The sequence below is a fragment of the Streptomyces sp. MMS24-W38 genome (assembly GCF_059889265.1).
Window position 1 is genome coordinate 5,640,012 of sequence record NZ_JCBCPP010000001.1, and the last position, 25,798, is coordinate 5,665,809.

Here is a 25,798-nt window from a genome sequence, read left to right on the forward strand (position 1 = left end):
ACGCCATCCGGTGGCCCCCGCGTGTTCCGGTCGCGGTCTCCCGTTCGTCATGCACGCGCCCCTACGATCACCCCGCACTGACGGTCGACGGCAGGAGGCACCTCATGGGAACGCAGGAGTCGGACGAGCGGACGGGCAAGGCCGCGGACGGCGGAACCGGGCGGCGGGCGCTCCTGGGCGCGGCGGTGCTCGGCGCGGGCGGCACCGTCCTCGGGCTGGGCGGCACGGCGAGAGCGGCCGAGGCCCGGCACGCCGAGGGACGCAGCGGCGGCGGACGGGGCGTCAAGGGCCTGCCCGTCCCGACCGTCATCGGCCACAGGGGGGCCAGCGGCTACCGGCCCGAGCACACGTTCGGCTCCTACGAACTGGCTCTCGACATGGGTGCCGACATCGTCGAGGCCGGCGACCTGGTGCCCACCAGGGACGGTCACCTCGTCTGTCGGCACGAGCCGGAGATCGGCGGCACCACGGACGTCGCGAGCCGTCCCGGGTTCGCCGACCGCAAGCGCACGAAGCGACTCGACGGCGTCTCCGTCACCGGCTGGTTCACCGAGGACTTCACCCTCGCCGAACTCAAGACGCTCCGTGCCACCGAGCGCATCCCGGCCAACCGCCCGCACAACACCCTCTACGACGGCCGCTGGGAGATCCCCACCTTCGAAGAGGTGCTGCGCTGGCAGAACGAGCAGACCCGCAAGCGCGGCAAGCAGGTCTGGATCTACCCCGAACTCAAGCACCCCACCTACTTCCGCCGGTTGGGCCTGGGCACCGAGGAGCGCCTCGCCCGGCTGCTGCGCAAGTACGGCAAGGACAAGAAGAACTCGCCCGTCATCGTCCAGTCCTTCGAACCCACCAGCGTCCAGCGGATGAGCAGGCTCGTCGGCAACCCGCTCGCCGTGCTGCTCTCCGGCGCGGACAGCCGCCCCTGGGACTTCGTCGAGAACGGTGACCCGCGCACCGTGGCCGACCTCATCACGCCGAAGGGCCTGAAGGAGATCGCCTCCTACGCCCAGGGCATCGGCCCCACCCTGGACCTGGTCATCCCCCGTGACGCGGCCGGAAACCTCACCGAACCCACCAGCCTCGTCCGCGACGCGCACCGGGCCGGACTGATCCTGCACCCGTACACGATGCGCAACGAGAACCCCTTCCTGCCGGCGAACTTCCGCAAGGGCAACGACCCCGACGCCTACGGCGACGTCTTCGGAGCCTTCCGTACCTACTTCGCCACCGGCATCGACGGCGTCTTCACCGACCACCCGGACACCGGTCTGCTCGCCCGCGAGGACTTCGTCAATGGCTGAGTCGTTCTGTCCCCTTTCAGGATGATTTCCGGCCGCCCCGGGCAACTGGGCCCGGGGCGGCCGTGTCGTTGTGCGTATGACCCGTGACCTGGTCGCCGCTCTCCGTCCGCTGCTCACCGCGGAGGCCTCCGCCGAGGCGTACGCGTCCGGTGCCGAACCCGCCGACCTGGAACAGGCGGTCTGGCTGCGCCTCCTGGAACGCCTCGACGCCCACGGCCCGCCGCGCGACCCCCAGGACTGGCTCCGCAGGGCCGTCCGCGCCGAGGCCCGTCGCAGCCGCCGCGCCGTCCGGCACGAGAGACCGTGGGCCGGTGACCCCGTCGATCCCGGCGACCCCCGCGACCGCGATCCCGAACTCCTCGCCGTCGCCGCCGCCCGCCGCCGCGGCCTGCGGGACGCGGTGCGCCGGCTGCCCGGCCGCTGTCCTCGGCTGCTGGAGGCGCTGCTGGCCCCGCATGACCCGACATACCGGGAAATCGCGGGGGAGTTGGGTATCTCACAGGGCAGCCTGGGTCCGGAACGTTCCAGATGCCTGGGATGTCTGCGTCGATTGCTCGCGCCGGAGGTTGCGTCGCGTTGAGGACGGGGATAGGAGTGAGGGACCACAGGTGATCAGGTGAGCGGGAGGCGTGCGCACATGGGCATGAGCGTGACCATCTCTGCGGCGGCCGAGCAGGACGCCGAGCAGATCTTCAGGTTGCAGTACCTGTGCTTCCAGAGCGAAGCGGCGCTGTACGGCAATTACCGCATCGACCCGCTCGTCCAGAGTCTGGACTCGGTCCGCGAGGAGGTCGCCGCCGACCTGGTCTTCGTCGCCCGCCTCGGTGACGAGATCGTCGGCTCGGTGCACGGCAGGAGCACCGAGGACACCGCTGCGGCCATCGGCAAGCTCTGCGTCCACCCCCGCCTCCAGGGACACGGCATCGGCGCCCGGCTCCTGCGGGTCGCCGAAGCCGCCCTCGCCGACGAGCGGGGTGCCAGGACCTTCCGCCTGCACGCCGGGCACCGCAGCGAGAGCAACCTCCAGCTGTACAGCCGGGTCGGCTACCAGCGGGTCGGGACGTCCCGGGGCGCGGACGGCGTACCGCAGATCGTCCTGGAGAAGTCGGCCGAGACGTACGCGACCACCGCCTGACCGGGGGTCGTTACGCCGTGCGCGCCTTGCGCAGCCAGTACATGGCCGTGAGGGGCAGCAGTACGGGAATGAACAGGTACCCCATCCCGTAGTCCGACCACACCGTCGCGTCGGGGAAGGCGGACGGATCGACCAGGGTCCAGGTGCCGACCGTCAGGACGCCCACCAGCTCGGCGGCGCAGCACACCAGCGCCGCCCTGCGGGCCGTCTCTCCGCCGCGCACCAGGGTGTACGTGATGAATCCGTAGACCACCCCGGCGATCGCCGAGAGCGAGTAGGCGAGCGGTGCCCGGTCGAACTCGGTGGCGATCTGGTACGCGGAGCGCGACACGGCGCCGACGACCATCACCCCGTACAGCCACACCAGCAGCAGACCGGGCCCGCCGATCAACCGGGCCCCGGTCGGCTTCCGTTCCGTCGCGGCCATCTCAGCTCCCCCAGATGTCATAGAGCCGGACCTCGAGCACGGCCAGGACGACACCGCTCGCGGCCACCGTGATCGAGCCCCACCGGGTGCGCTCGGCCAGCGACATGAAGCCCGCCGCCGGGACGCACGCGAACGAGCCCAGCAGGTACGCGAGGAAGATCGTCGTCCCCTGCTCCGGCTTCTCGCCCCGGGCCAGCTGCACGATCCCGACGATCAGCTGAACCAGCGTCAGCAGCGTGACCACGGCCATACCGATGAAATGCCAGTCCTTCGTCGGCTGATCACGGTAGGCGGCCCAGCCGCACCAGGCGGCGAGCAGCAGCGCGGCGACGCCGGTCGTCAGCGTCAGGACATCAAGCATGTCAGCGACCTTATTACGCCGGAACGGCCCCACCGTGCCCGGCCCCGTCCGCACCGTATGGTCGATGGCATGACCATCCATGCGCAAGCTCTCCTGTTCGACAACGACGGGACCCTCGTGTCCTCCCTCGAATCCGTGCGGCGCTGCTGGACGCGGTGGGCCGTGGAGTACGGGATCACGGCCGAGGAGTTCGGGCGGGTGGAGCTGCACGGCCGGCCGGCCGTCGAGATAGCCGCCGACCTGCTGCCCGCCCACGTCGTGCCGGAGGCCGTCGCGCGGATCGAGGACCTGGAGGTGGAGGACGTGCCGAACGGCGGGGCCGTTCTGCTGCCGGGCACCCGGGACTTCCTCGACGTGCTGCCGGCCGAGTGCTGGGCCGTCGTCACCTCCGCCACCCGGCGGCTGGCCGAAGCCCGCCTCGCCGCCGCCGGCATCCTGCCCAAGACCCTGGTGGCCGCCGACGACATCACCCGGGGCAAGCCCGACCCCGAGCCCTACCTGCTCGCCGCCCGGACGCTCGGCGTGGACCCCGCGCACTGCGTCGTCTTCGAGGACGCCCCCGCCGGGCTCCAGGCGGGCCGGGCCGCCGGCATGACCACCGTGGCGTTGGCCACAACCCACCAGGCCCACGAGCTGACCGCCGACCTGGTGGTGAAGGACCTGTCGGCCCTGTCCGCACTGGTCACGGACGCGGGAGTGGAGATCGCCGTACGCCCCTGACGTGCGGTCACTCGCGTCCACGGCTGTCCAGAATGTGGACAAGGGTGTCCGGTCAGCGGTAAAGGTCTGCTTTACTGGCCGCATGACCACGATGAGCGACCGCAGCCCCGCGACCGAGGTGCACATGCAGCCCGGCGCCGGTTGTATGTGTCCGCTCCGAATGCGCGCCTTCTAGAGGGCCCCCGCACCACTTGAGCCTCGCGCCCCGAAGCGAGAGCCGGTTCCCGTCCGTCCGCGTGTCCCCCGGGTCCCGCATGCACGACGGAACCACGCCCCCGCGCACGTCTCTCCACGGTTCACCTCCACCGCGCTCGGGAGAAGCCGTGCCGCGTACGGGCTGCTTTCGACCCTGAATGCCTCGTGCCGGCGCCACGACGTGTCGCGCACTCGACAGTGACGGATGTTCACGTGATCACCACCTCGGGCCTCACCAAGGTCTACCGCTCCCGCGGACGCGAGGTCACCGCCCTGGACGGCGTCGACCTGCACGTCCGCGAAGGCGAGGTCTACGGCGTCATCGGCCAGTCCGGCGCCGGGAAGTCCTCGCTCATCCGCTGCGTCAACCTGCTCGAGCGCCCCACCTCGGGCACCGTGACCGTCGCCGGGCAGGACCTCACCGCCCTGGCCGGGCGCGGCCCGCGCGCCGGACGGGAACTGCGGCGGGCGCGCAGCCGTATCGGCATGGTCTTCCAGCACTTCAACCTGCTCTCCTCGCGCACCGTGCAGGACAACGTCGAACTGCCGCTGGAGATCCTCGGACAGTCGGGGAAGGAACGTTCCCGCAAGGCGCTGGAACTGCTCGACCTGGTGGGCCTCGCCGACAAGGCCAAGGCCTACCCCGCCCAGCTCTCCGGTGGCCAGAAGCAGCGTGTCGGCATCGCCCGCGCGCTGGCCGGCGACCCGAAGGTGCTGCTGTCCGACGAGGCCACCAGCGCTCTCGACCCGGAGACCACCCGCTCGATCCTGGCGCTGCTGCGCGACCTGAACCGCCAGCTTGGCCTGACCGTCCTGCTCATCACGCACGAGATGGACGTCGTGAAGACGATCTGCGACTCGGCCGCGCTGATGGAGAAGGGCCGGATCGTCGAGTCCGGCACGGTCACCGAACTCCTCGCCACCCCCGGCTCCGAACTGGCCTCCGCGCTGTTCCCGGTCGCCGGTGAGGCCTCGGACGACAACCGCACCGTCCTGGACGTCACCTTCCAGGGCGAGAGCGCGACCCAGCCGGTCATCTCCCAGCTGGCCCGCACCTACAACATCGACATATCGATCCTCGGTGCCGCCATCGACACCGTCGGAGGTCTCCAGGTGGGCAGGATGCGCATTGAACTCCCTGGCCGCTACGAGGACAACGTCGTGCCGGTCGGCTTCCTGCGGGAGCAGGGGCTGCAGATCGACGTCGTCGAGCAGACCGCGCGGGCGGCGCAGGCCGCGCAGGCGGAACCGGGCGCGCGGACCCTCGTGAAGGAGGCGGCCAAGTGACCTGGTCCCAGATGCAGCCGCTGCTCGAGCAGGCGTCCGTCGAGACGCTGATCATGGTCGGCTGGTCCACCCTGATCGCCGTCGTCGGCGGCCTTCCGCTCGGCATCCTGCTCGTCCTCACCGACCGGGGCGGGCTGCTGCAGAACACCGTGGTGAACAAGGTGGTCGGCCAGGTCGTGAACGTCGGTCGCTCGATGCCGTTCATCATCCTCATGGTCGCCCTGATGAGCTTCACCCGTTGGATCACCGGGACGACCATCGGCAGCGAGGCCGCGATCGTGCCGCTCGCCATCGGCGGCATCCCCTTCTTCGCCCGGCTCGTCGAGACGGCCGTGCGCGAAGTGGACCACGGACTCGTCGAGGCCGTGCAGGCCATGGGCGGCAACACCTGGACGATCGTCCGCAGGGTCCTCGTGCCCGAGGCGCTGCCCTCGCTGATCGCCAGTACCACCACCACGATCATCGCCCTCCTCGGCTACTCGGCCATGGCCGGCACCGTGGGCGGCGGAGGCCTCGGCGACCTCGCCGTCCGCTACGGCTACCAGCGCTTCGAGGGCGGACTGATGTGGATCACCGTCGCGATCCTCGCCGTGGTCATCTCGCTCATCCAGTTCGCCGGCGACTACGCGGCCCGCTCCCTGCACCACCGCGGCGGACGCCCGGGCGCCGCGCCGAAGCTGCGGCTGCTCAAGGCCAAGGAGCCGGCGACGGCCGAGGCCGGCAAGACCGCCTGACCCCCTCAGACTCCCCGTATCTCTTGAGACGGGGCCGCACCACCCACAGGAAAGGCACTTTTCGTGCGTAACACCGCCAAGATCACCACCGCCGTCCTCGCCGCCGGAGCCCTCACGTTCGGCCTCACCGCCTGCGGCTCGGACAAGGAGGCCGACGCCGCCTCCGACAGCTCCGGCCCGCTGGTCGTCGCCGCGACCCCCGTGCCGCACGCGGAGATCCTCACCTTCGTCAAGGACAACCTGGCCGAGAAGGCCGGGCTCGACCTCGAGGTGAAGGAGTTCACCGACTACGTCACGCCGAACACGGCGACGGAGGACGGCTCGGTCGGCGCCAACTTCTTCCAGACCCAGCCGTACCTCGACGAATTCAACAAGGAGAACGGCACCCACGTCGTGCCCGTCGTCGATGTGCACCTGGAGCCGCTCGGCCTGTACTCCAACAAGGTGGAGAAGGCCGACGAGCTGAAGAACGGCGCGACCGTCGCCATCCCCAACGACACCTCCAACGGAGGCCGCGCCCTCCAGCTGCTCGCCGCCAACGGGCTCATCACCCTCAAGGACGACGCCGGTGCCTCGGCGGCGCTGTCGGACATCACCAAGAACCCGAAGGACCTCCAGTTCAAGGAACTGGAGGCCGCTCAGACGCCGCGCTCGCTGGACGACGTCGACGCCGCGGTCGTCAACGGCAACTACGCCATCGGGGCGGACCTCAACCCCGCGAAGGACGCCCTCGTCCTGGAGACCGCCAAGGGCAACCCGTACAGCAACCTCCTCGCCGTCAAGAAGGGCCAGGAGAACGACCCGCGCGTGAAGAAGCTCGCCGAGCTCCTCACCTCCGACGAGGTCAAGAAGTTCATCGACGACAAGTACGACGGCTCCGTCGTCGCCTCCTTCTGATTCGGCTGATCCGGGGGACGCGCGCACCGCGAGCACCACGCGCACGACCCGTCCGGCACCCACGGGGGCCACTCCGGTACACGGAGTGGCCCCCGTGGTGCGGTTCGGTGCTTTCATGCTGCATGCTGGGCAGTTCAGCAGGACCTGACGGTTCCGAAGGTTTCGAAGGTTACGGAGCGGCGCATGACGAGCAGCACCTTCCCCAACATCTCCATCAGCACGGAGCGGTTGGTGCTGCGTCCCCTCGACGAGGACGACGTCCCCGCCCTGGCCGAGATGATGAACGACGAACAGGTCGCCGCCTGGACCGATGTTCCCCGGCCCTTCACCGAACCGGCCGTCCGCACCTGGATCACCGAGGAGGCCCCCGCCGAACGGATGGCCGGACGCGGACTCGACCTCGCCGTCACCGAGTTCCTCACCCAGCGCCTGGTCGGCGTCATCCGGCTCACCGGCACCGACTGGCACATCCGGTCCACCGAACTGTCGTACATCGTCGCCCCCTGGGCACGGGGCGAGGGGTACGCCTCCGAGGCCGCGCTCGCCACCGCCCAATGGCTCTTCGGCGACCAGAAGCTGGAACGCGTCGAGCTGCGCACCGCCGCCGACAACACCGCCTCGCAACAGGTCGCCCAGAAGATCGGCTGCATCAGTGAGGGCGTCCTGCGCAACGCCTGCATAGCCCACGTCCGCACCGAGGACGGCGGCTGGACGGACGTGCGCACCGACTTCATCGTCTGGAGCCTGCTGCCGGAGGACCTCGAGGGCGCGTCCGGGTCCCTGACCGACACCGGCGAGTTCACCGCCCTCACCGACTGGAGCTGACCCTCCGCGAACCCGCGGCCGGCGGTACCGTCCACCCACTGCATGGCCGTACCAGGTACTCTCACCAAGCCCGCCCGTCCGCGGGCGGAGCGGCCGACGACGGACCCGCTCACACCCCCAGACGACCCGCGCACAACCCAGGAGACTGACGACGATGGCCGACCGGGTCACGGTGATCGGCTGGGACGGTTCGCCGCTGACCGCAGCGGCCCGCGCCGCACTGGGCGCCGCCACCCTGGTGGCAGGCGCCCCGCACCATCTGGAACTCCCCGAGGTACCCGCGGGCGCCGAGCGCGTCCGGCTGGGCAGTGCCGTCCTGGCCGCCCGCCGGGTCGCCGGCCACCGCGGCACGGCGGTGGTCCTCGCCGACGGCGACCCCGGCTTCTTCGGCGTCGTACGGACCCTGCGCGCACCCGAGTTCGGCCTGGAGGTCGAGGTCGTCCCCGCCGTCTCCTCGGTCGCCGCCGCCTTCTCCAGGGCCGGAATGCCCTGGGACGACGCACAGGTGGTCGTCGCACACCCCCGAACCCTGCGACGCGCGGTGAACGTATGCCGAGCTCACACCAAAGTGGCGGTTCTCACCTCTCCCGGCGCAGGCCCCGCCGAACTGGGCCTGCTCATGGAGGGCGTCCACCGCACCTTCGTCATCTGCGAGGAACTCGGCACCGCTCGCGAACAGGTCAGCGTCGTCACCTCCGACAAGGCCGCCGACCACACCTGGCGCGACCCCAACGTCGTCATCGTGATCGGTGGCCCGGCCGCCGCCGGCGGGTCCGGCGGCTGGATCGCCGGGCGCGACCCCGCCGCCGGCCCGCGCGGCTGGTCGCTGCCGGCCGAGGCCTACGGCGGTGAACTCGGCGAGGGCGAGCGGGAGCCGCTGCGCGTCTCCCAACTCGCCCGGCTCGGACCGCGGCTGGGTGACCTCGTGTGGGACATCGGCTGCGGCAGCGGTGCCTTCGCCACCGAGGCGGCACGGGCCGGCGCCGCGGTCATCGCCGTCGACAGCGACCCGCTGGCCTGCGCGCGCACCGAGTCCACCGCCCGCCGGTACGGCGTCCAGCTCCAGATCGTGCACGGCACCGCCCCGCACGTCCTGGAGGACCTCCCGGAACCGGACGTCGTCCGGGTCGGCGGCGGGGGAGCGGCCGTGGTCACGGCGGTCGCCGACCGCCGCCCGCAGCGCATCGTCACGCACGCCGCCACCCGCGACGCGGCCGAACGCATCGGCCGGGAACTGACGGAACACGGCTACGGCGTCGAGTGCGCCCTCCTGCAGTCCGTCGAACTCGACACCCGGGCCTGGACGGAGACGGAGCGGAGCGTCGCGTTCCTGCTCAGCGGTGTACTGCCCGCGCGCACCCCCTGATCGCGCCGCCCGGTTCCGATGCCGTCCCCGTGATCGGGTTGTCGTACCGCTCGCGGTAGGCTGGCCGATCGTTGTACCGCAACTCGGACGCTCGCCGATTCGTCGGCCGATGTCCCGAAAACGCGCCCGTTTTGCGGTGTGTGTGGTACGGCAGGACCCAAGGACGCGCAAAGTGGCGCAGTCCACAGCGGAACCGTCGTCGATCAAGCTGACGCGACGGCAGTACGGCAGCGACAATGCCAGTGAATGGCTTTGTCGCCTTTTCTCGGCAGGCCGTTCGTGCCGCTGGGGACGCACGCTCGTTCTTCAGTGTGGGGCGGTCGGTGCGCCGTTCCGGGTGAGCTGGTCGTAGGAGCACTAACCGATGGGCGAGGGGTACGCATGACCGACACCGGCCAGGTCCCGGGCGAGGGACTGCCGGAGAACGCAGGCATGGTGGAGCAGCCGGGCGTCCCCGCGCCCGACCCGTACACCTACCTCTCCGAGAGTTCCGCCGAAGACGAAGAGCTGCTGCTGCCCGGTGCCCAGAGCGCCTGGGGCAACGAGGTCGCCCCACCCGCGCCCGAGCCGGTCTTCGAGACCGTGCACGAGCCGGGACCGCACGAGACGGCCGGCCGGGACACCGGCTCGGTCGACCTCGGCGGTGTCCGCCTCCCCGAACCGGAGCGGGCGCAGGCACCCGGCCGCGCGTTCACGCGCGAGTCGGCGGCACCGGCGGCGCCGCGCCGTCCGCTGCACCTCGGCCCGCCCATCCCCAGTGCCACCACCGGCCCGGTCCGCTCGCTCGCCGACCGCGGCCCGGCCGACGTGCCGGTGCGCCAGGTCGGCCCGCCGACCGTCGGCCCCGAGTACCTCGACGTGCCGCGACCCCGGGAGGCGGCCCCGCAGGCGGCGGAGCCCTGGGGCGCCCCGACGCCGGTGGGCGCGGGCGCGGCGGCCCAAGCGGAAACGGTTGTTCCGTCGCCGCGGCCGGTGGGCGCCGCCCAGGCGCTCGTCGCCCGCGTCTCGACGGAGGCGGGCGCCACCGCCGGGGCGCAGGTCGCGCCGCAGGACGTTGTGCCGGCGGCGACGGCGCAGACCCCGGCGGCGCCTGCGGAAACGGAGACGCCTGCGGCGCCGGAGACACCTGCGCCAGTGGTGGCAGCGGCCGCGGAGGCATGGCAGAGCGAGGCGGGGGCCTCCGGCACGGACACCGGTTCCGGAGAGGGGGCGCAGGACCCCGAGCGTGCTGAGGGTGCTGAAAGTGCGCCCGCGCCGACGGCGGCCGATGCGAACGGGTCCGGCACGGACCCTGCCGCGGACGCCGTACCTCCCGTCGCCCCGGAGGCCGGTCAGGGCGCCGGGACCGTTCCGGCACCGGTTGGCGACGGGCACGCCGCCGAGGCGGCCGACGCCGTGGCCGCCGGGGTCGATGTCGCGGGACAGGAGGCGTCCACCCCCGTCGTTGCCGTGGTGCCGGGAGCTTCGGACCATGAGTCCGTGACCGCTCGGACGCCGGAGAGCGTCACCCCCGACGCCGACCGACCCGCCGCGGGCGCAGCGGATGCCGCCCCCGAGGCGGGGACGACGACCGGCGACGCCGCCGTCCCCGCGGCGACCGACGAGGCGGACGCCGGGGCCCACGAGCCCCACGGCCCGGTCGCCGACCTGGCCACCCCGAACGTGGCCGCCCCTGCCATGACCGCTGTCGGGAACGATGAGGCGTCAGCCTCCGTACCGCTGGTTGCCGCTGACGGCGTTCCGGCACCCGGGCACATCTCCGCGACGGAAACGGAGCAGCCGGTTCCCGCGCCCGCTCCCGGCCCGGCGGAGACGGCCGAGGCCCCCGAGACCGCCGCACCCGCCCCTGACGCGGAGCCCACTCCCGTCGCGGCAGCCGAACCGCTTCTCCGGCGGGCGGAGGCCGAGCCGGCCGCCGAGAACCTGAACAGCGGGCACCACCCGGTCGTGTCCCCGGTCCAGGGACCGCAGCAGGCCCAGACCCAGCCCCAGGCTCCGACCGCCCCCTTCGCCCCGTCCGTCCAGGAGGCGTGGGCGCCGCTTCCCGGGTCCCCGGCCCCCTCGGGCGCCGAGGCCCCCACCCCGGACGCGGCCCCTCCCGCCGGACCCGGGCAGGCCCCCGACGGCACTGTTCTCCCGGAGGCCCAGCCGGAGCAGACGCCGGAAGAGTTCGTCTCCGTGGAGGGGAGCGTCCCGGCCACCCCGCACCTCGCGCCGACGCCGCCGCAGCCCCTGACCCTCCCCACCGAGGAACAGCCCGCGCCGGAAGCCGCCACCCCGGTGCCCGCACCCCGCCCGGCCGACGCCGCCGACACCGGCGCGGTGCCCACCACGCCATCCCAGAACGAGCCGGTGCAGAGCGAACCCGCGCAGAACGAACCCGCGCAGAACGAACCCGCGCAGAACGAACCCGCGCAGAACGAATCCGAGCAGAACGAACCCGCCCAGAACCCGGACGACCTGGACACCCAGGGCGCCGGAGTGCCCGACGCCGCACCGCCCGCCGGTCCTCCCGCCCCCGGCTACGACGCCGCCGAGCGCGAGGCCGTACTGAAGGTCATGCGGGAACGCCGCGACATCCGCAACGGCTTCCGCGACGACCCCATCCCGCACGAGGTCCTGCTCCGCGTCCTGGAGGCCGCCCACACGGCGCCCTCCGTGGGCCACTCGCAGCCCTGGGACTTCGTCGTCATCCGTTCCGCCGAGACCCGGCGCGGCATGCACGAACTGGCCACGCGTCAGCGCGACGCCTACGCCAAGTCCCTGCCCAAGGGCCGGGCGAAGCAGTTCAAGGAACTGAAGATCGAGGCCATCCTCGACACCCCGGTGAACATCGTCGTCACCGCCGACCCGACCCGCGGCGGCCGGCACACCCTGGGCCGGCACACCCAGCCCCAGATGGCGCCGTACTCCTCCGCGCTGGCCGTCGAGAACCTGTGGCTCGCCGCGCGCGCCGAGGGACTCGGGGTCGGTTGGGTCAGCTTCTTCGACGAGCGCGAAATGGTCCGCGCGCTGGGCCTGCCCGAGCACCTCGAGGTCGTCGCCTACCTCTGCGTGGGCTACGTCGACGAGTTCCCGGACGAGCCCGAGCTGATGCAGGCGGGCTGGTCCAAGCGCCGCCCGCTGTCCTGGGTCGTGCACGAGGAGACCTACGGCAGGCGTGCGCTGCCCGGCGAGGACCCGCACGACCTGCTCGCGGAGACCGTCGCGCAGATCCGTCCGCTGGACGCCAAGGCGCTCGGCGAGGCGTGGGAGCGGCAGAAGCGCATGACCAAGCCGGCCGGCGCGCTCGGCATGCTGGAGATCATCTCCGCACAGCTGGCCGGGCTGTCCCGCCAGTGCCCGCCACCCGTCCCGGAACCCGCGGCCGTCGCGGTCTTCGCGGGCGACCACGGCGTGCACGCCCAGGGCGTCACCCCGTGGCCGCAGGAGGTCACCGCCCAGATGGTGGCCAACTTCCTCGGTGGGGGAGCGGTCTGCAACGCCTTCGCCAGCCAGGTGGGCGCCGAGGTCTGCGTCGTCGACGTGGGCGTGGCCTCCGACCTTCCGGCCACCCCCGGGCTGCTGCCGCGCAAGGTCCGGGCCGGAACCTCCGACATGACCGCCGGCCCCGCGATGACCCGCGAGGAGGCCAAGCAGGCCATCGAGGTGGGTATCGAGACCGCCCGCGACCTGGTCGCGGCCGGCAACAAGGCCCTGCTCACCGGTGAGATGGGCATCGCCAACACCACCGCGTCCGCCGCCCTGATCTCGGTCTTCACCGGCGCGGACCCGGCGGAGGTCACCGGCCGGGGCACCGGCATCAACGACGAGACCCTGGTCCGCAAGACCGAGGTCGTGCGCCGTGCCCTCGAACTGCACCAGCCGGATCCGGCCGACCCCCTCGGCGTCCTCGCCGCCGTCGGCGGCTTCGAGCACGCGGCCATGGTCGGCCTGCTCCTCGGTGGCGCGTCGCTGCGTACGCCGGTGATCCTGGACGGCGTCAGCGCCGGGGCCGCTGCCCTGGTGGCCCGTGCCATCGCACCCGAGGTGCTGGCCGCCTGCATCGCCGGACACCGCAGCGCCGAGCCCGGCCACGTGGCCGCCCTCAACAAACTGGGTCTGCGCCCGCTGGTCGACCTCGACCTGCGCCTCGGCGAGGGCACGGGCGCGCTGCTCGCACTGCCGATGGTGCAGAGCACGGCGCGCGCCATGCACGAGGTGGCGACGTTCGACTCGGCGGGCGTCACCGAGAAGTAGCAGGCACCCGGCGGGGGCGGGGCGGCGACCGCCGCCCCGCCCCCGCCGTACGCTGAAGTCCCCATCCGCACACCGCACGTCAGGGCCGCTCCAGTGCCGTAGCGCCCGCGCACGCCGCCTGTACGAGGAGCCGCACCTCATGGCCGAACACCCCGCCTACCCCGTGGGCCTCCGCCTCACCGGCCGTCGAGTGGTCGTGCTCGGCGGTGGCCAGGTCGCCCAGCGCCGTCTGCCCGCCCTCATCGCGGCCGGCGGCGACATCCTTCTGATCTCCCCCGAGGCGACGCCGTCGGTGGAGGCGATGGCGGACGCCGACGAGATCACCTGGCAGCGGCGCCGGTACACCGAGGGCGACCTCGCGGACGCCTGGTACGCCCTGATCGCCACCGGCGACGACGAGGCCAACACCCGGGCCTCCGCCGAGGCGGAACGCCACCGCGTCTGGTGCGTCCGTTCCGACGACGCGGACCGGGCCACCGCCTGGACCCCGGCCACCGGGCACAGCGAGGGCGTCACCGTCGCCGTCCTCACCACGGACGCCAAGGGCCGCGACCCCCGCCGCACCGCCGCCATCCGTGACGCCGTGGTCGAGGGCCTGCGCGACGGCACCCTCGTCGCCCCGCACCACCGCACCCGCACCCCGGGCGTCGCCCTGGTCGGCGGCGGTCCCGGCGACCCGGACCTGATCACCGTGCGCGGCCGCCGGCTGCTCGCCGAGGCGGACGTCGTCATCGCCGACCGGCTCGGCCCGCGCGACCTGCTGGCCGAACTCCCGCCGCACGTCGAGGTGATCGACGCGGCGAAGATCCCGTACGGCCGGTTCATGGCGCAGGAGGCCATCAACAACGCGCTGATCGAACACGCCAGGCAGGGCAAGTCGGTGGTCCGGCTCAAGGGCGGCGACCCGTATGTCTTCGGCCGCGGCATGGAGGAGCTTCAGGCGCTCGCCGAGGCGGGCATCCCGTGCACGGTCGTCCCCGGCATCTCCAGCTCCATCTCGGTGCCGGGCGCTGCCGGGATTCCGGTCACCCACCGCGGTGTGGCCCATGAGTTCACCGTGGTCAGCGGCCATGTCGCGCCCGACGACGAGCGTTCCCTGGCCGACTGGCCGTCCCTGGCGAAGCTGACCGGCACCCTGGTGGTCCTCATGGGTGTCGACAAGATCGGCCGGATCGCCGAGACCCTCGTGGCGCACGGCAGGTCCCCGGACACCCCGGTCGCCCTGGTCCAGGAGGGCACCACGGCCGCGCAGCGCCGCGTCGACGCCACCCTCGCCACGGTCGCCGAGACCGTCCGCGCCGAGGAGGTCAAACCGCCGGCGGTGATCGTCATCGGGGAGGTCGTGAACGTCGGCCCCCCGTCCGCGCAGGCTCCGAAGCCTTCGCGGGCCTCGCGGTGACCCCGGGCGGCCCATCCGAAAGTAACCCTTGGTAACGCGGCCGGTCCCGGCCGTTGGCACCCCATCCAGGACAAGGCAGTATCACCCCTGTGGCCGATCTCATCACCCTTGAGGACCCCGACGACCCGCGCCTGCACGACTACACGGGCCTGACCGACGTGGAGTTGCGCCGCACACGCGAACCCGCCGAGGGCCTGTTCATCGCCGAGGGCGAGAAGGTCATCAGACGCGCCAAGGAAGCGGGCTACGAGATGCGCTCCATGCTGCTCTCGGCCAAGTGGGTCGACGTCATGCGCGACGTCATCGACGAAATCCCCGCGCCGGTCTACGCCGTGAGCTCAGAACTCGCCGAACGGGTCACCGGCTACCACGTGCACCGCGGCGCACTCGCCTCCATGCAGCGCAAGCCACTGCCCACGGCGACCGAACTCCTCCGCACCACCCGCCGGGTGGTGATCATGGAGTCGGTCAACGACCACACCAACATCGGGGCCATCTTCCGCTCGGCGGCGGCCCTCGGCATGGACGCCGTCCTGCTCTCCCCGGACTGCGCGGACCCGCTCTACCGCCGCAGTGTCAAGGTCTCCATGGGCGCGGTCTTCTCCGTGCCGTACGCCCGGCTGGACAACTGGCCCAAGAGCCTGGAAACGGTCCGCGAGGCGGGCTTCACACTCCTTGCCCTGACACCCGACGAGAAGGCCCGAAGCCTCGACGAGGCCGCCCCGCACCGGATGGACCGGGTCGCCCTCATGCTGGGCGCGGAGGGCGACGGGCTGTCCACCCAGGCCCTGGTCGCGGCCGACGAACGGGTCCGCATCCCGATGTCCCACGGCGTCGACTCCCTCAACGTGGGCGCCGCGGCCGCGGTCGCCTTCTACGCGGTGGCGACGGGCCGGCCAGCCCCGTGAGGGGTTGGTAACCGCTCGCCGGGGAGTGCGCCCGAGGCCGCGTCAGCTCGATCGTGTGGTGGTTCGTTCGCGAGCCTGTGGTGCCCCGGGCAGGCTGGGCTGGCGTGAGCGTGCGATCCGGGACGCCGGGTACGGCGTCGGCGCGCGGGGCCCCCGCTCCACCGGTGTGATGGTTCAGGGCCTCCCCGTCGCCTCTGGCCACACCCATATGGCCAGGTCGCGAGGGCAGTGTCCATAGCGGCCTCCGGCCGCGGGGGCCTCCCGGGACCGGACCACGCACCGGATGCGTGTCGCCGACTCGGGGCCGGGTACGCCGGGGACCGGTGCGCCCAAGACCGTTCGGGGCGTGCGGCTGAGTGGGCTCACTTCTGCTCAGCCTTCAGGAACGGTACCGAAGCACGAGCCGTAGAGCGATCCGAAGGCGGGGGAGTCGGCGGGCACGGGTCCGCGACCCTGCCGGGTCAGCCGTCCCGGCCCGTCCTCGACACATACCGCTCGGACACGGGCTGCCCCGCACCGTCGGTTCCCAGTGCCTCGGCAGGCGGCGTTCGCCCCGTCGTGACGCCCGGCACGCGCCCCCGAGTTCTCGGCCCCTCCCCCGAGTTCTCGGCTCCGCTCGAACAGGGGGGACCCCCATGAACAGGGGGGACCCCCATGACGCCGCTCCTCGACGGGCAAAAGCCGTCTGTCGAGGCACTAGTGTGCTGCGCCGCAAATCACGCGGGTAAGTTGCTACCTGTTTGGCGGGTTGATTTTGGTGAGGTAGTCGGCGAGAGATTTCAGGATCTCGTCGGCGGTCTTGACCCAGGTGAAGGGTCGCGGGTTCTCGTTCCAGGTGTCGATCCACGCCTTGATGTCGTCCTCGAGGGCTTTGACGGAGGTGTGTACGCCGCGCCGGATGAGCTTGTCGGTCAGCAGACCGAACCAGCGCTCGACCTGGTTGATCCAGGAGGAGCCGGTCGGGGTGAAGTGGACGTGGAAGCGCGGGTGCTTGCCCAGCCACGCCTTGATCTCGGAGGTGTTGTGGGTGGCGTAGTTGTCGCACACCAGGTGCACATCGAGTTCACGCGGTACCGCCTTGTCTATCGTGGCCAGGAACTTCTTGAACTCGACGGCCCGGTGACGGCGGTGGAGCTCGCCGATGACGGTGCCGTCGGCGATGTTGAACGCGGCGAACAGGCTGGTGATGCCGTGCCGCAGGTAGTCGTGGGTGCGGCGTTCGGGCATGCCCGGCATCATCGGCAGCACCGGCTGCGAGCGGTCCAGCGCCTGGATCTGGCTCTTCTCATCGACGCAGAGGACCACCGCCCGTTCGGGCGGGTTGTGGTAGAGCCCGACCACGTCCACGACCTTGTCGACGAACTGCGGGTCGGTGGACAGCTTGAAGGAGTCCTGCAGATGCGGCTTGAGGTCGAACCTCTTCCAGATCCGCCCGATGGTCGACTTCGACAGGCCGGTGCGCTTCGCCATCGCCGCCCGCGACCAGTGCGTGTCCTGGCCCGGGGTGGACTCCAGGGTCGCCACGATCACTTCTTCGACCTGGTCGAGCAGGATCGACGGCGGCCGGCCCGGCCGGGGTTCGTCGTGCAGGCCGTCGAGGCGTTCGGCGATGAACCTCGCCCGCCAGCGGTCCACGGTCGACGCGTCGATACCGAGATCGGCCGCGGCCTGCCGGTTCGTCCCGCCCTCGGCGCACCGCAGCACGATCTTCGCGCGCAGTGCCAGGTACTGCACGGTCTTCGCCCGCCTCGCCCAGCGCACCAGCTGGTCCCGCTCGGCCTCGCTCAGGACCAGCTCCGCCTTCGGCCGGCCGATCCGGCCCGCGTCCTGCAGCCCGGCCAGCCCCTCGGCCGCGAACTTCCGGCGCCACTTGCCCACCGTTTTGGCCTGAACGTCAACGAGCCGCCCCACGGCAGCATTCGACATCCCGTCGGCGCACGCCAGAATGATCCGGGCCCGCTCGGCGGCTCTCCGGTCCCGCGCCCCGGCGCGGCGCACCAACTCGGCACGCTCGTCCTCGGACAACGTGATCGACACTGCAGAAGGACCCGGATGCGACACGCGAAAAGGGTAGCAACTTACCCGCGTGATTTGCGGCGCAGCACACTAGCCGCTCCACCCCTGCCCCTGCTGGGTCCGCACGCCGTTGTTGCCGTCGTCGCCGAGTCCGTGGGCCGGGCCCTGGCAACCCTGCACCAGGGCGATGCCGACCGCGACGACCAGCGTCACCACGACGAACACGAACAGCCGCTGCCGGAGCAGCCGCGGATTGGCCGGCCGCAGCCCGCCACCCGCCGTCCGGGGTCCGGGACGACGGGAGCCGGTGCCCGACCGGGTCGGGTTCCGCGACCCCGACGTGGAGCGCGGGCCGGACCGGGACGGCGTACCACCGCGCGAGGCGCCACCGCGTGACGGGCCGCTCCCGCGCGCCGCGGGCACCCGCCGGTCGCCGCGCCGCGGCGACGGTCCGCTCCCGGCCGGAGCGGCACCGCGTCCGGCGGACGCCCCGGACGGCGGGGGAGTGGCCCGGCCCCCGGGCGTGCCCTGCTGGCCCGGGGCCCGACGCTGCACGCGGTCCGGATAGGTGCCGGACTGCCGCCCGGTCATCCGCTCCGGCTCCGCGCCGCGGGGTGCGGGCGGACGTGCGTCGGCGAATCCCTGGCCCTCCCGCGCGGCGATCTCCTTGAGCCGCAGCGACAACTGGATGGTGCTGGGCCGTTCCTCGGGGTCCTTCGCCAGACAGGCGTGGACGAGCGGCGCCAACGCGTCCGGGACATCGTGCAGATGAGCCTCCTCGTGCACGACGCGGTACAGCATCACCTCGGAACTGCCGTGCCCGAAGGGCGAGTCGCCCATCGACGCGTACGCGAGCGTGGCACCCAGCGAGAACACGTCCGTGGCCGGGGTGACGGCCGCGCCGCGCACCTGTTCCGGGGCGAGGAAGCCGGGGGAGCCGACCGCCGTACCGACGTGGGTGAGCGTCGAGGCGCCGGTGGCCCAGGCGATGCCGAAGTCGATGATCCGCGGCCCCTTCGGGGACAGCAGGATGTTGGACGGCTTCAGGTCCCGGTGCACCACCCCGGCCTCGTGCACGGCGACCAGCCCCTCCGACAGGGCCGCGCCGACCGCGGCGACCTCGGCCGCGCCGAGCGGCCCCTCGTCGGCGACCCGGTCGTGCAGCGACGGGCCGGGCACGTACTGCGTGGCGAACCACGGCCGGTCCGCGTCCAGGTCGGCGGCCACCAGGCGGGCCGTGCACCCGCCGCGGATCCGACGCGCGGCGGAGACCTCGCGGGCGAACCGCGAACGGAACTCCTGGTCCTCCGCCAGATCGGGACGGATGACCTTCAGCGCCACCCGCTGCCCCTTCTTGTCGGAGCCCAGGTAGACGACGCCCATCCCGCCCGCACCGAGCCGTCGGTGAAGTCTGAAAGAGCCGACGACGCGCGGGTCCTCGCGCCTCAGGCGCATCATCGCCATGTTCATCCCCGCTGCCCGGTCCTGTGACGTGCCTCAGCTTACGTTTCCCCGGGCTCCCGTGCGCAGAGGCCGCGCCCTCTCGCGACGACGGATTGTCAGTGATGGGTGGGAAACTTGAAGAGTGGTCGGGGAAGGCGCGAGCAGGCCGGGCCCGCGCCCGAGCATGATCCCAACCACTTGACGCCGAAGGGGGATTGATCAAGTGAAGGGTGATCGTGTGGAGATAGTCGTGGACGCGGGGGACACGACGCGGACGTACGAGGTGGTGGCGAGCAGGGCGGGCCGCAGAGTGGAGACAGCGGTGCGCCGGGGCGTGGTGGAAGTGAGTGAAGTCACGCGTACGGGCTCGGTGGTGCGGACCGCCCGTTTCATGGCGAGCCGCGTGCTCGCGCTGGTCGAGCAGCCGGTGCCGAGGGCGGACGATTCCGAGTAGGCGAGGGGACGGGCGGGGCGCCCCGGAGCTGCCGCCCCCTCGGGGATGTCCCTGACACGGAGGAGTCCGTCTCCACCCAGGGGAGTACACCGCAGGGCATGGCTCATCCTCCGGGAGGCCCGGTAATCGGTACGAGGGCATGACGTCCGGGCGGCGCCGGGCCCCTAGATTTGAGATCGAGCGGCGGGTGCGGTACTCGTCCCCCGAGGTCGGACGCCCGCCGCTGCCAAGGCGCACAAAGGCACCTGAAGCAGCATGACAACAGAAACGGTCAGGAGAGGGGTCATGGCCCACACGGCACCGCGGACACTCGTCCGCACGCGGGTACAGCAGGCGGGCACCGCCGCGTTCCGCCCGCGCCGCGAGGGCCGTCGCCACCCCGTGGTGGCGACGCTCATGGCCCTCCCCCTGGCGGTCCTGCTCCTCCTCGTCTTCGACGGGTGGGAGACGGTGGCCACACAAGCGTCGTCCGTGGGCGAGATGCTGGGGCGCTGAGCGGCGACCCCAGGCCCGGAAGAGCGGTCCGGGCGGGGACATCCACCCATGAAACCCCGTGGGGACGGGGGTGCGGCGGACGGCACAAATGCCGGCGCAGCTGGGGAGCTGCGCCGGCACTTTCTTGCTCCTGAGCTGGCGCGTACAGCTGCCTGGTCACTGCGGTGAGTCGTGTCTCTGCTTCCCCCCCTCGCGCGACCGGGGCCAACGCCGGCCACACCCCCGCATACCCTCTCCCCAGGCCGCACCCAGGGAGTCCCGTGACAGCCACCACCCTCCTTCCCGAACTCACCGCCCGGGCCGAAGGCATCGCCCACACCCGTACCCCCACCTGCCCCTGCGGGGCGACCGGCACCCTGGCCGACCGCCCGGACGGCACCGTCGTCCGGCACGCGGACACCGTCGCGAAGGCCCATGCCCCGGACGCCGACGCCGGTGAGCTGGCCCGGCGCCTCACCATTTCCGCCGGGCTCCCGGACGTGTTCCTGCCCTCGCTCGGACCGGCACCGGTCGACCTGCACGGACGCCTCGTGACCTTCTGGCCGTACGGCAGCCCGGTCGACCCGGACGATCCCGACGCCGCCCCCTGGGAGGCCGTCGGTACCCTGCTCGCCCTGCTGCACCGCGCACCCGTGCCCGAGTCGGCGCCGGACATGCGCGGCCCCCTCAAGGCGGCCCGGGCCGTCGCCGGGCTCCGCGCCGTCGGCGATCACCCGGCCGTGGCTCCCGTGCTGCGGGCCTGGGCGGCCCTGCCCGCCTGGGCGCGCGCCGAGGCTCCCATGCCGCAGCCGGCCGCCCTGTGTCACGGCGATCTCCACCTGGGCCAGCTGGTACGCCTGCCCGCGGGGCCCTGGCGGCTGATAGACATCGACGATCTGGGCGCGGGCCCCCCGGCCTGGGACCTCGCACGCCCCGCGGCCTGGTTCGCCTGCGGGCTGCTGCCGGGGGAGGAGTGGACACGGTTCCTCGATGCCTACCGGGCCGCGGGCGGAACCGCGTTCGGCCCGCGGGACGACCCCTGGGCCGTCCTGGACGTCCCGGCCCGCGCCCTCACCGTGCAGACCGCCGCGCGAACGGTCGCCAAGGCCGTGGCGGAGGGGCGGGACCTGGACGAGCTGGACCGTGCCGTGGTCGACGCCTGCCGGCGAATGGCCGCGATCCCGGGCCAGTTGACGCACAAGTCGACGAAGTAGGGTGCAACCGACCGCAGCCGGACAGAGTCTGTCCCGGCGAAACACGAAGCAGGGCCGACCGGCGAGGAGTTGACCGAACATGCAGTGTCCGAAGTGTCGTGCGCCGATGCACACCTACAACCGCAGCGGTGTCCAGATCGAGCAGTGCAGCGGCTGCCGAGGCATCTTTCTCGACTACGGCGAACTCGAGTCGCTGACCCGGCTGGAGTCCCAGTGGTCCCAGTCCGCGCCGCCGCCCGCGCCGCCCGCCGCCCCGCAGGCGTACCCGGCGGCGCCGCAGCCCGCTTGGGGCGCCCCGCACGGCGGTCACCACTACGGCCACCACCGGAACAAGGGCTTCGGCCGCATGCTGTTCTCGTCCTGATCGCACCCCGGGGACGACGGAACCCCCGGCCGTTGAACGGCCGGGGGTTCCGAGGTGGTGGACGATACTGGGATTGAACCAGTGACCTCTTCCGTGTCAGGGAAGCGCTCTCCCGCTGAGCTAATCGTCCTCGGGACCACGATCGCTCCGAGGAGCGGATCACGGACGGTGCGTGCGCGATACTGGGATTGAACCAGTGACCTCTTCCGTGTCAGGGAAGCGCTCTCCCGCTGAGCTAATCGCGCGGAGGATCCGAAGATCCAGTGGACGATACTGGGATTGAACCAGTGACCTCTTCCGTGTCAGGGAAGCGCTCTCCCGCTGAGCTAATCGTCCGTGGAGGTGGAGACGGGATTTGAACCCGTGTAGACGGCTTTGCAGGCCGTTGCCTCGCCTCTCGGCCACTCCACCAGGAGTGTGGGGGCCCGGGAGGCCCCCGTTCCTTCGAGCGGACGACGAGGTTCGAACTCGCGACCTCAACCTTGGCAAGGTTGCGCTCTACCAACTGAGCTACGTCCGCCTGTCGATCCGGTCCGCTTCCGCGTCCCGGCGACGTGGTGAACTCTAGCGGATTCCGGGGCCAGTACAAAAACCCGTTTGTGCAGCGTGCTGCGCTGCGCCCGCCCACGGACACGGCCAGGTCACCTCGGCGTCCCCCGCCATAGACTCGACGACGTGCTCGATCTCCCGCCCCTCGCCCGTTTCGGCAGCCGCGTGGCCACCGGACTCCTCGACGTCACCGACGATCCCGCGGCACTGGATTCCCGTGGCTTCTGGGCCGTCTGCGCGGACTTCGAGGGCCGTCTGACCTGCGCACGCTTCCGGGACGTCCGCGAGCAGCCGGTGCCCGCGCCGGTGCCCGGCGGCTGGCGGGGGCCCGCCGTCGGCGACTGGACGTCCTCCCTCGACCACGAGGCGTACGTGGCCGGCGTCCGGCGCATCCGCGAGCACATAGCCGCCGGCGAGGTGTACCAGGCCAACCTCTGCCGGGTGCTTTCCGCCCCCGTCCCGGCCGACGCCGACGTGGACGCCCTCACCGCCCTGCTGGCACGCGGCAACCCGGCCCCGTACGCGGGAACGATCCGCCTGCCCGGACACGGCGTGGAGATCGCCACCGCGTCACCCGAGCTCTTCCTGAGCCGCGCGGGGCGGACCGTCGAGTCCGGGCCGATCAAGGGCACCGGGCGCACCGAGGCCGACCTCCTGGACAAGGACCACGCCGAGAACGTGATGATCGTGGACCTCGTCCGCAACGACCTCGGGCAGGTCTGCGCCACCGGCAGCGTCACGGTGCCCGACCTGTGCGTCGTCGAGAAGCATCCGGGGCTGGTGCACCTCGTGTCCACGGTGCGGGGCGAACTGCGGCCCGGGGCCGGCTGGCCCGACCTGTTCGCCGCCGCTTTCCCGCCCGGCTCCGTCACCGGCGCGCCCAAGTCGAGCGCCCTGCGGATCATCGGCGCCCTGGAACGGGCGCCCCGCGGTCCGTACTGCGGCGGCATCGGCTGGGTCGACGCCGACCGGGGCACCGCCGGGCTGGCGGTGGGCATCCGTACCTTCTGGATCGACCGGCGGGCGGACGGCGCCGCCGTGCTCCGGTTCGGCACCGGTGCCGGCATCACCTGGGGCTCGGACCCGGAGAGGGAGTGGCGGGAGACCGAACTGAAGGCGTCCCGGCTGCTCGCGGTAGCGTCGGGCGGGCACGAGGTGAGTGAAGGGACCTAGAGGTGAAGATCTGGCTCGACGGCGGGCTGCAGGACATCGAGTCCGCCCGCGTTTCCGTCTTCGACCACGGACTGACCGTGGGCGACGGCATCTTCGAGACGGTGAAGGCGGTGAACGGCAGGCCGTTCGCGCTGACCCGGCACCTGGACCGGCTGGCCCGCTCGGCCCGCGGCCTCGGCCTGCCCGAACCCGACGCCGACGAGGTCCGCCACGCCTGCACGGCCGTCCTCGAGGCCAACCCGATGCCGCTCGGCCGGCTGCGCATCACCTACACCGGCGGCCACGGCCCCCTCGGCTCCGACCGCGGCGAACACGGCCCGACACTCCTCGTCGCCCTGGGCGACACCACCCGCCGTCCCGACTCCACCGCCGTGATCACCGTCCCCTGGACCCGCAACGAACGCGGCGCGCTCACCGGCCTGAAGACCACCTCCTACGCCGAGAACGTGGTCGCCCTCGCCCGTGCCCGTGAACAGGGTGCCTCCGAGGCGCTGTTCGGCAACACGGTCGGCCGGCTCTGCGAAGGCACGGGCTCGAACGTCTTCGTCGTCCTGGACGGCGAGATCCACACCCCGCCGGTCGCCTCCGGCTGCCTCGCGGGCATCACCCGGGCGCTGACCGTCGAGTGGACCGGCGCAGCCGAGACCGATCTGCCGATGGACGTCCTCCAGCGGGCCGACGAGATCTTCCTCACCTCCACCCTGCGGGACGTGCAGGCCGTGCACCGTGTCGACGACCGTGAACTGCCGGGCGCGCCGGGCCCGGTGACCGCCAAGGCCATGCGGATCTTCGACGAGCACGCCACGGCCGACCTCGATCCGTGAGCGCGCGGAAATTCGGCTGACCCGACGGGCCGCAGTGGGTAGAACCCCGGTGATGACCACGACCCTGCGGCCGACCGAGCCGCTCCAGCAGAATCCTGACGGCACGCGTTCCCGCCGCTACCAGGTGTGCGTGAACAGCCGTCCCGTCGGACGCGTACGACTTGGCACCGAGCCCGTCTCGGGTGACGCCGTGGCCCGCATCATGAGCCTGCGGATAGAGGAGCCGGACCGCAGACGCGGCCGGGGCACGGTGGCCGCGCTCGCCGCCGAGGAGATCGCGCGGAGCTGGGGCTGCCGCCGCATCGAGGCGAGCGTCCCCGCTGACCCCGGCGCTGACCCCGGCGCTGACGCCGCCTTCCGCCTCGCCACGGCGCTCGGCTACGTCGTACGCAACTACGCCATGGAGAAGGCGCTGGGCGACGCCCCGCCCGCCCTGCCGGAGGGCAGCCGCGCACGGCCGATGACCGACGCCGAGTACGGCCCGTGGTCCGCCAAGAGCGAGGCGGACCACGCGCGGAACCTGATCGAGCGCGGCGTGCCGGAGGCCGAGGCGCGGGCCGAGGCGGCCGAGGACCATGCCGCCCTGCTGCCCGACGGACCCAGGACCGAGGGCATGCTCCTCAGCGTCCTCGAACACCGGGACACACCCGTGGGCACACTGTGGCTCGCGGTGCGGGGGGAGCGTGCGTACGTGTTCGACGTCGAGACCGCCGCCGCGCACCGCGGCCAGGGGCACGGACGTTCCCTCATGCTGCTCGCCGAGGCCCAGGCGGTCGCCGCCGGGAAACGGGCCGTCGGGCTCAATGTCTTCACGGGCAACACCCCGGCGGAGCGGCTCTACACGTCACTCGGTTATCGGACGACGCGGTACGCGATGTACAAGCACCTGCTGTGACGGGGGCCCCGCGCGGGAGGTGGAGCCGGTTCGTGGTGGCCGGGCGGCCCCGATCCGCCCCTACTGCTCGGCCAGCAGCCGGTCCGTGATCTCCTCGATGCGCTCGCGCAGGCCCTCCTGGCTCTTGCCGCCGTCGAGGCGCTCGCCACCGATGACATAGGTCGGAGTGCCGGTCACCCCGATCGCCTTGCCCTCGGCCTGGTCCGCGTCCACGATCAGGATGTGCCGGCCGTCGATCAGCGCGGTGTCGAACTCCTCGGCGTCCAGTCCGAGTTCCCGGGCGACCTGGACCAGGAAGGGCTCTCCCTCACGGGCCAGTTCCTCGACCCGCCCCAGCACGGCCTCGGCATATGCCCAGCCCTGGCCCTGCTCGACCGCCTCCTCGACGGCCTGCGCGGCGGCGAAGGCGTGCTTGTGCTTCTCCAGAGGGAAATGCCGCAGCCGCACTTCCAGACGGTCGCCGTAACGGGCACGCAGGGCGCGGAGATCGTCGAGGGCGCTGCGGCAGTCCGGGCACTGCAGCTCGCACCACACGTCGAGAACGGGGGCGGCGGCACGGTCGGAGGAGGAGTCGCTCATGGCCGACAGTCTCCCA

At 72.2% G+C, this 25,798-nt stretch carries 24 protein-coding genes and 5 tRNA genes; 19 read left to right on the plus strand and 10 right to left on the minus strand.

Features of this window, described 5'->3' with window-relative positions; translation table 11 throughout:
- Nucleotides 1-104 precede the first annotated feature (104 nt).
- The 3 genes from AC6F7H_RS24625 to AC6F7H_RS24635 all read left to right on the plus strand — a co-directional run bounded on the left by AC6F7H_RS24625 (nucleotide 105) and on the right by AC6F7H_RS24635 (nucleotide 2,439).
- Nucleotides 105-1,304: a glycerophosphodiester phosphodiesterase gene (locus AC6F7H_RS24625; RefSeq protein ID WP_500759110.1), complete on the plus strand. Its 1,200-nt coding sequence runs from the start codon at nucleotides 105-107 to the stop codon at nucleotides 1,302-1,304.
- A gap of 76 nt (nucleotides 1,305-1,380) precedes the next feature.
- Nucleotides 1,381-1,884 (plus strand): sigma-70 RNA polymerase sigma factor region 4 domain-containing protein, encoded by a 504-nt coding sequence (locus AC6F7H_RS24630; RefSeq protein WP_500759111.1) that lies wholly within the window; start codon nucleotides 1,381-1,383, stop codon nucleotides 1,882-1,884.
- Between the two features lie 57 nt (nucleotides 1,885-1,941).
- Nucleotides 1,942-2,439, plus strand: coding sequence for a GNAT family N-acetyltransferase (locus AC6F7H_RS24635; RefSeq protein WP_500762027.1), 498 nt, complete (start codon nucleotides 1,942-1,944; stop codon nucleotides 2,437-2,439).
- A 10-nt stretch (nucleotides 2,440-2,449) separates the two neighbouring features.
- Here the strand turns inward: AC6F7H_RS24635 and AC6F7H_RS24640 are convergent, their stop codons facing one another.
- Both AC6F7H_RS24640 and AC6F7H_RS24645 read right to left on the minus strand, forming a co-directional pair.
- Complete coding sequence (locus AC6F7H_RS24640) at nucleotides 2,450-2,866, minus strand: hypothetical protein (protein WP_500759113.1); 417 nt, start codon at nucleotides 2,864-2,866, stop codon at nucleotides 2,450-2,452.
- A gap of 1 nt (nucleotide 2,867) precedes the next feature.
- Nucleotides 2,868-3,227: a hypothetical protein gene (locus tag AC6F7H_RS24645; RefSeq protein WP_500762029.1), complete on the minus strand. Its 360-nt coding sequence runs from the start codon at nucleotides 3,225-3,227 to the stop codon at nucleotides 2,868-2,870.
- Nucleotides 3,228-3,296: 69 nt separating this feature from the next.
- Between AC6F7H_RS24645 and AC6F7H_RS24650 the strand changes: the two genes are divergently transcribed.
- From AC6F7H_RS24650 to AC6F7H_RS24690, 9 genes are all read left to right on the plus strand, one after another.
- Nucleotides 3,297-3,947 carry an HAD-IA family hydrolase gene (locus AC6F7H_RS24650; protein ID WP_500759115.1) on the plus strand — a complete coding sequence of 217 codons (651 nt, stop codon included), beginning with the start codon at nucleotides 3,297-3,299 and terminating at the stop codon, nucleotides 3,945-3,947.
- A 408-nt stretch (nucleotides 3,948-4,355) separates the two neighbouring features.
- Entirely contained in the window at nucleotides 4,356-5,429 is a 1,074-nt protein-coding gene (locus tag AC6F7H_RS24655) for a methionine ABC transporter ATP-binding protein (protein ID WP_500759116.1), read from the plus strand.
- Nucleotides 5,426-6,163: a methionine ABC transporter permease gene (locus tag AC6F7H_RS24660; protein ID WP_500759118.1), complete on the plus strand. Its 738-nt coding sequence runs from the start codon at nucleotides 5,426-5,428 to the stop codon at nucleotides 6,161-6,163. Before AC6F7H_RS24655 ends, AC6F7H_RS24660 begins: the two co-directional genes overlap by 4 nt.
- A 63-nt stretch (nucleotides 6,164-6,226) precedes the next feature.
- Nucleotides 6,227-7,060 (plus strand): MetQ/NlpA family ABC transporter substrate-binding protein, encoded by an 834-nt coding sequence (locus AC6F7H_RS24665; protein ID WP_500759119.1) that lies wholly within the window; start codon nucleotides 6,227-6,229, stop codon nucleotides 7,058-7,060.
- A 183-nt stretch (nucleotides 7,061-7,243) separates the two neighbouring features.
- The gene (locus AC6F7H_RS24670; protein WP_500759120.1) at nucleotides 7,244-7,885 is read left to right on the plus strand and encodes a GNAT family N-acetyltransferase; all 642 of its coding nucleotides are present in this window, start codon (nucleotides 7,244-7,246) and stop codon (nucleotides 7,883-7,885) included.
- Between the two features lie 154 nt (nucleotides 7,886-8,039).
- Complete coding sequence (cbiE, locus tag AC6F7H_RS24675; protein ID WP_500759121.1) at nucleotides 8,040-9,251, plus strand: precorrin-6y C5,15-methyltransferase (decarboxylating) subunit CbiE; 1,212 nt, start codon at nucleotides 8,040-8,042, stop codon at nucleotides 9,249-9,251.
- Nucleotides 9,252-9,632: 381 nt separating this feature from the next.
- On the plus strand, nucleotides 9,633-13,490 hold the full coding sequence (gene cobT / locus AC6F7H_RS24680; protein ID WP_500759123.1) for a nicotinate-nucleotide--dimethylbenzimidazole phosphoribosyltransferase: 3,858 nt from the start codon (nucleotides 9,633-9,635) through the stop codon (nucleotides 13,488-13,490).
- 139 nt (nucleotides 13,491-13,629) lie between these two features.
- Nucleotides 13,630-14,889 carry a uroporphyrinogen-III C-methyltransferase gene (cobA, locus tag AC6F7H_RS24685; RefSeq protein ID WP_500759125.1) on the plus strand — a complete coding sequence of 420 codons (1,260 nt, stop codon included), beginning with the start codon at nucleotides 13,630-13,632 and terminating at the stop codon, nucleotides 14,887-14,889.
- Nucleotides 14,890-14,978: 89 nt separating this feature from the next.
- Nucleotides 14,979-15,797, plus strand: a complete 819-nt coding sequence (locus AC6F7H_RS24690) for a TrmH family RNA methyltransferase (RefSeq protein ID WP_500759126.1) — start codon at nucleotides 14,979-14,981, stop codon at nucleotides 15,795-15,797.
- Nucleotides 15,798-16,529: 732 nt separating this feature from the next.
- Here AC6F7H_RS24690 and AC6F7H_RS24695 read toward each other — a convergent pair.
- A complete protein-coding gene (locus AC6F7H_RS24695; protein WP_500755205.1) occupies nucleotides 16,530-17,834 on the minus strand; it encodes an IS630 family transposase in 1,305 nt (434 codons plus the stop codon).
- A gap of 69 nt (nucleotides 17,835-17,903) precedes the next feature.
- Nucleotides 17,904-19,283 (minus strand): serine/threonine-protein kinase, encoded by a 1,380-nt coding sequence (locus tag AC6F7H_RS24700; protein WP_500759127.1) that lies wholly within the window; start codon nucleotides 19,281-19,283, stop codon nucleotides 17,904-17,906.
- A 196-nt stretch (nucleotides 19,284-19,479) separates the two neighbouring features.
- Here AC6F7H_RS24700 and AC6F7H_RS24705 point away from each other — a divergent pair, with 196 nt between their 5' ends.
- The 4 genes from AC6F7H_RS24705 to AC6F7H_RS24720 all read left to right on the plus strand — a co-directional run bounded on the left by AC6F7H_RS24705 (nucleotide 19,480) and on the right by AC6F7H_RS24720 (nucleotide 21,762).
- Nucleotides 19,480-19,710, plus strand: coding sequence for a DUF8836 family protein (locus AC6F7H_RS24705; RefSeq protein WP_500759129.1), 231 nt, complete (start codon nucleotides 19,480-19,482; stop codon nucleotides 19,708-19,710).
- A 285-nt stretch (nucleotides 19,711-19,995) separates the two neighbouring features.
- Nucleotides 19,996-20,205: a hypothetical protein gene (locus tag AC6F7H_RS24710; RefSeq protein WP_109379504.1), complete on the plus strand. Its 210-nt coding sequence runs from the start codon at nucleotides 19,996-19,998 to the stop codon at nucleotides 20,203-20,205.
- Between the two features lie 260 nt (nucleotides 20,206-20,465).
- Nucleotides 20,466-21,398, plus strand: coding sequence for a phosphotransferase (locus tag AC6F7H_RS24715; RefSeq protein ID WP_500759130.1), 933 nt, complete (start codon nucleotides 20,466-20,468; stop codon nucleotides 21,396-21,398).
- Nucleotides 21,399-21,477: 79 nt separating this feature from the next.
- Nucleotides 21,478-21,762 carry a TFIIB-type zinc ribbon-containing protein gene (locus AC6F7H_RS24720; RefSeq protein ID WP_500759131.1) on the plus strand — a complete coding sequence of 95 codons (285 nt, stop codon included), beginning with the start codon at nucleotides 21,478-21,480 and terminating at the stop codon, nucleotides 21,760-21,762.
- 55 nt (nucleotides 21,763-21,817) lie between these two features.
- Here the strand turns inward: AC6F7H_RS24720 and AC6F7H_RS24725 are convergent.
- From AC6F7H_RS24725 to AC6F7H_RS24745, 5 genes are all read right to left on the minus strand, one after another.
- A tRNA-Val gene (locus AC6F7H_RS24725) sits at nucleotides 21,818-21,892 on the minus strand.
- Between the two features lie 43 nt (nucleotides 21,893-21,935).
- A tRNA-Val gene (locus AC6F7H_RS24730) sits at nucleotides 21,936-22,007 on the minus strand.
- Nucleotides 22,008-22,026: 19 nt separating this feature from the next.
- A tRNA-Val gene (locus AC6F7H_RS24735) sits at nucleotides 22,027-22,098 on the minus strand.
- A gap of 1 nt (nucleotide 22,099) precedes the next feature.
- A tRNA-Cys gene (locus tag AC6F7H_RS24740) sits at nucleotides 22,100-22,173 on the minus strand.
- A gap of 36 nt (nucleotides 22,174-22,209) precedes the next feature.
- A tRNA-Gly gene (locus tag AC6F7H_RS24745) sits at nucleotides 22,210-22,282 on the minus strand.
- A gap of 155 nt (nucleotides 22,283-22,437) precedes the next feature.
- Between AC6F7H_RS24745 and AC6F7H_RS24750 the strand changes: the two genes are divergently transcribed.
- From AC6F7H_RS24750 to AC6F7H_RS24760, 3 genes are read left to right on the plus strand one after another with little or no spacing between them, the layout of a single operon-like run.
- Nucleotides 22,438-23,484, plus strand: a complete 1,047-nt coding sequence (locus AC6F7H_RS24750; RefSeq protein ID WP_500759133.1) for a chorismate-binding protein — start codon at nucleotides 22,438-22,440, stop codon at nucleotides 23,482-23,484.
- A 2-nt stretch (nucleotides 23,485-23,486) separates the two neighbouring features.
- Nucleotides 23,487-24,308 (plus strand): aminotransferase class IV, encoded by an 822-nt coding sequence (locus AC6F7H_RS24755; protein ID WP_500759134.1) that lies wholly within the window; start codon nucleotides 23,487-23,489, stop codon nucleotides 24,306-24,308.
- Between the two features lie 52 nt (nucleotides 24,309-24,360).
- Nucleotides 24,361-25,203 (plus strand): GNAT family N-acetyltransferase, encoded by an 843-nt coding sequence (locus AC6F7H_RS24760; protein WP_500759135.1) that lies wholly within the window; start codon nucleotides 24,361-24,363, stop codon nucleotides 25,201-25,203.
- A gap of 60 nt (nucleotides 25,204-25,263) precedes the next feature.
- Here the strand turns inward: AC6F7H_RS24760 and AC6F7H_RS24765 are convergent, their stop codons facing one another.
- On the minus strand, nucleotides 25,264-25,782 hold the full coding sequence (locus AC6F7H_RS24765; RefSeq protein WP_500759137.1) for a DsbA family protein: 519 nt from the start codon (nucleotides 25,780-25,782) through the stop codon (nucleotides 25,264-25,266).
- Between the last annotated feature and the right edge of the window lie 16 nt (nucleotides 25,783-25,798).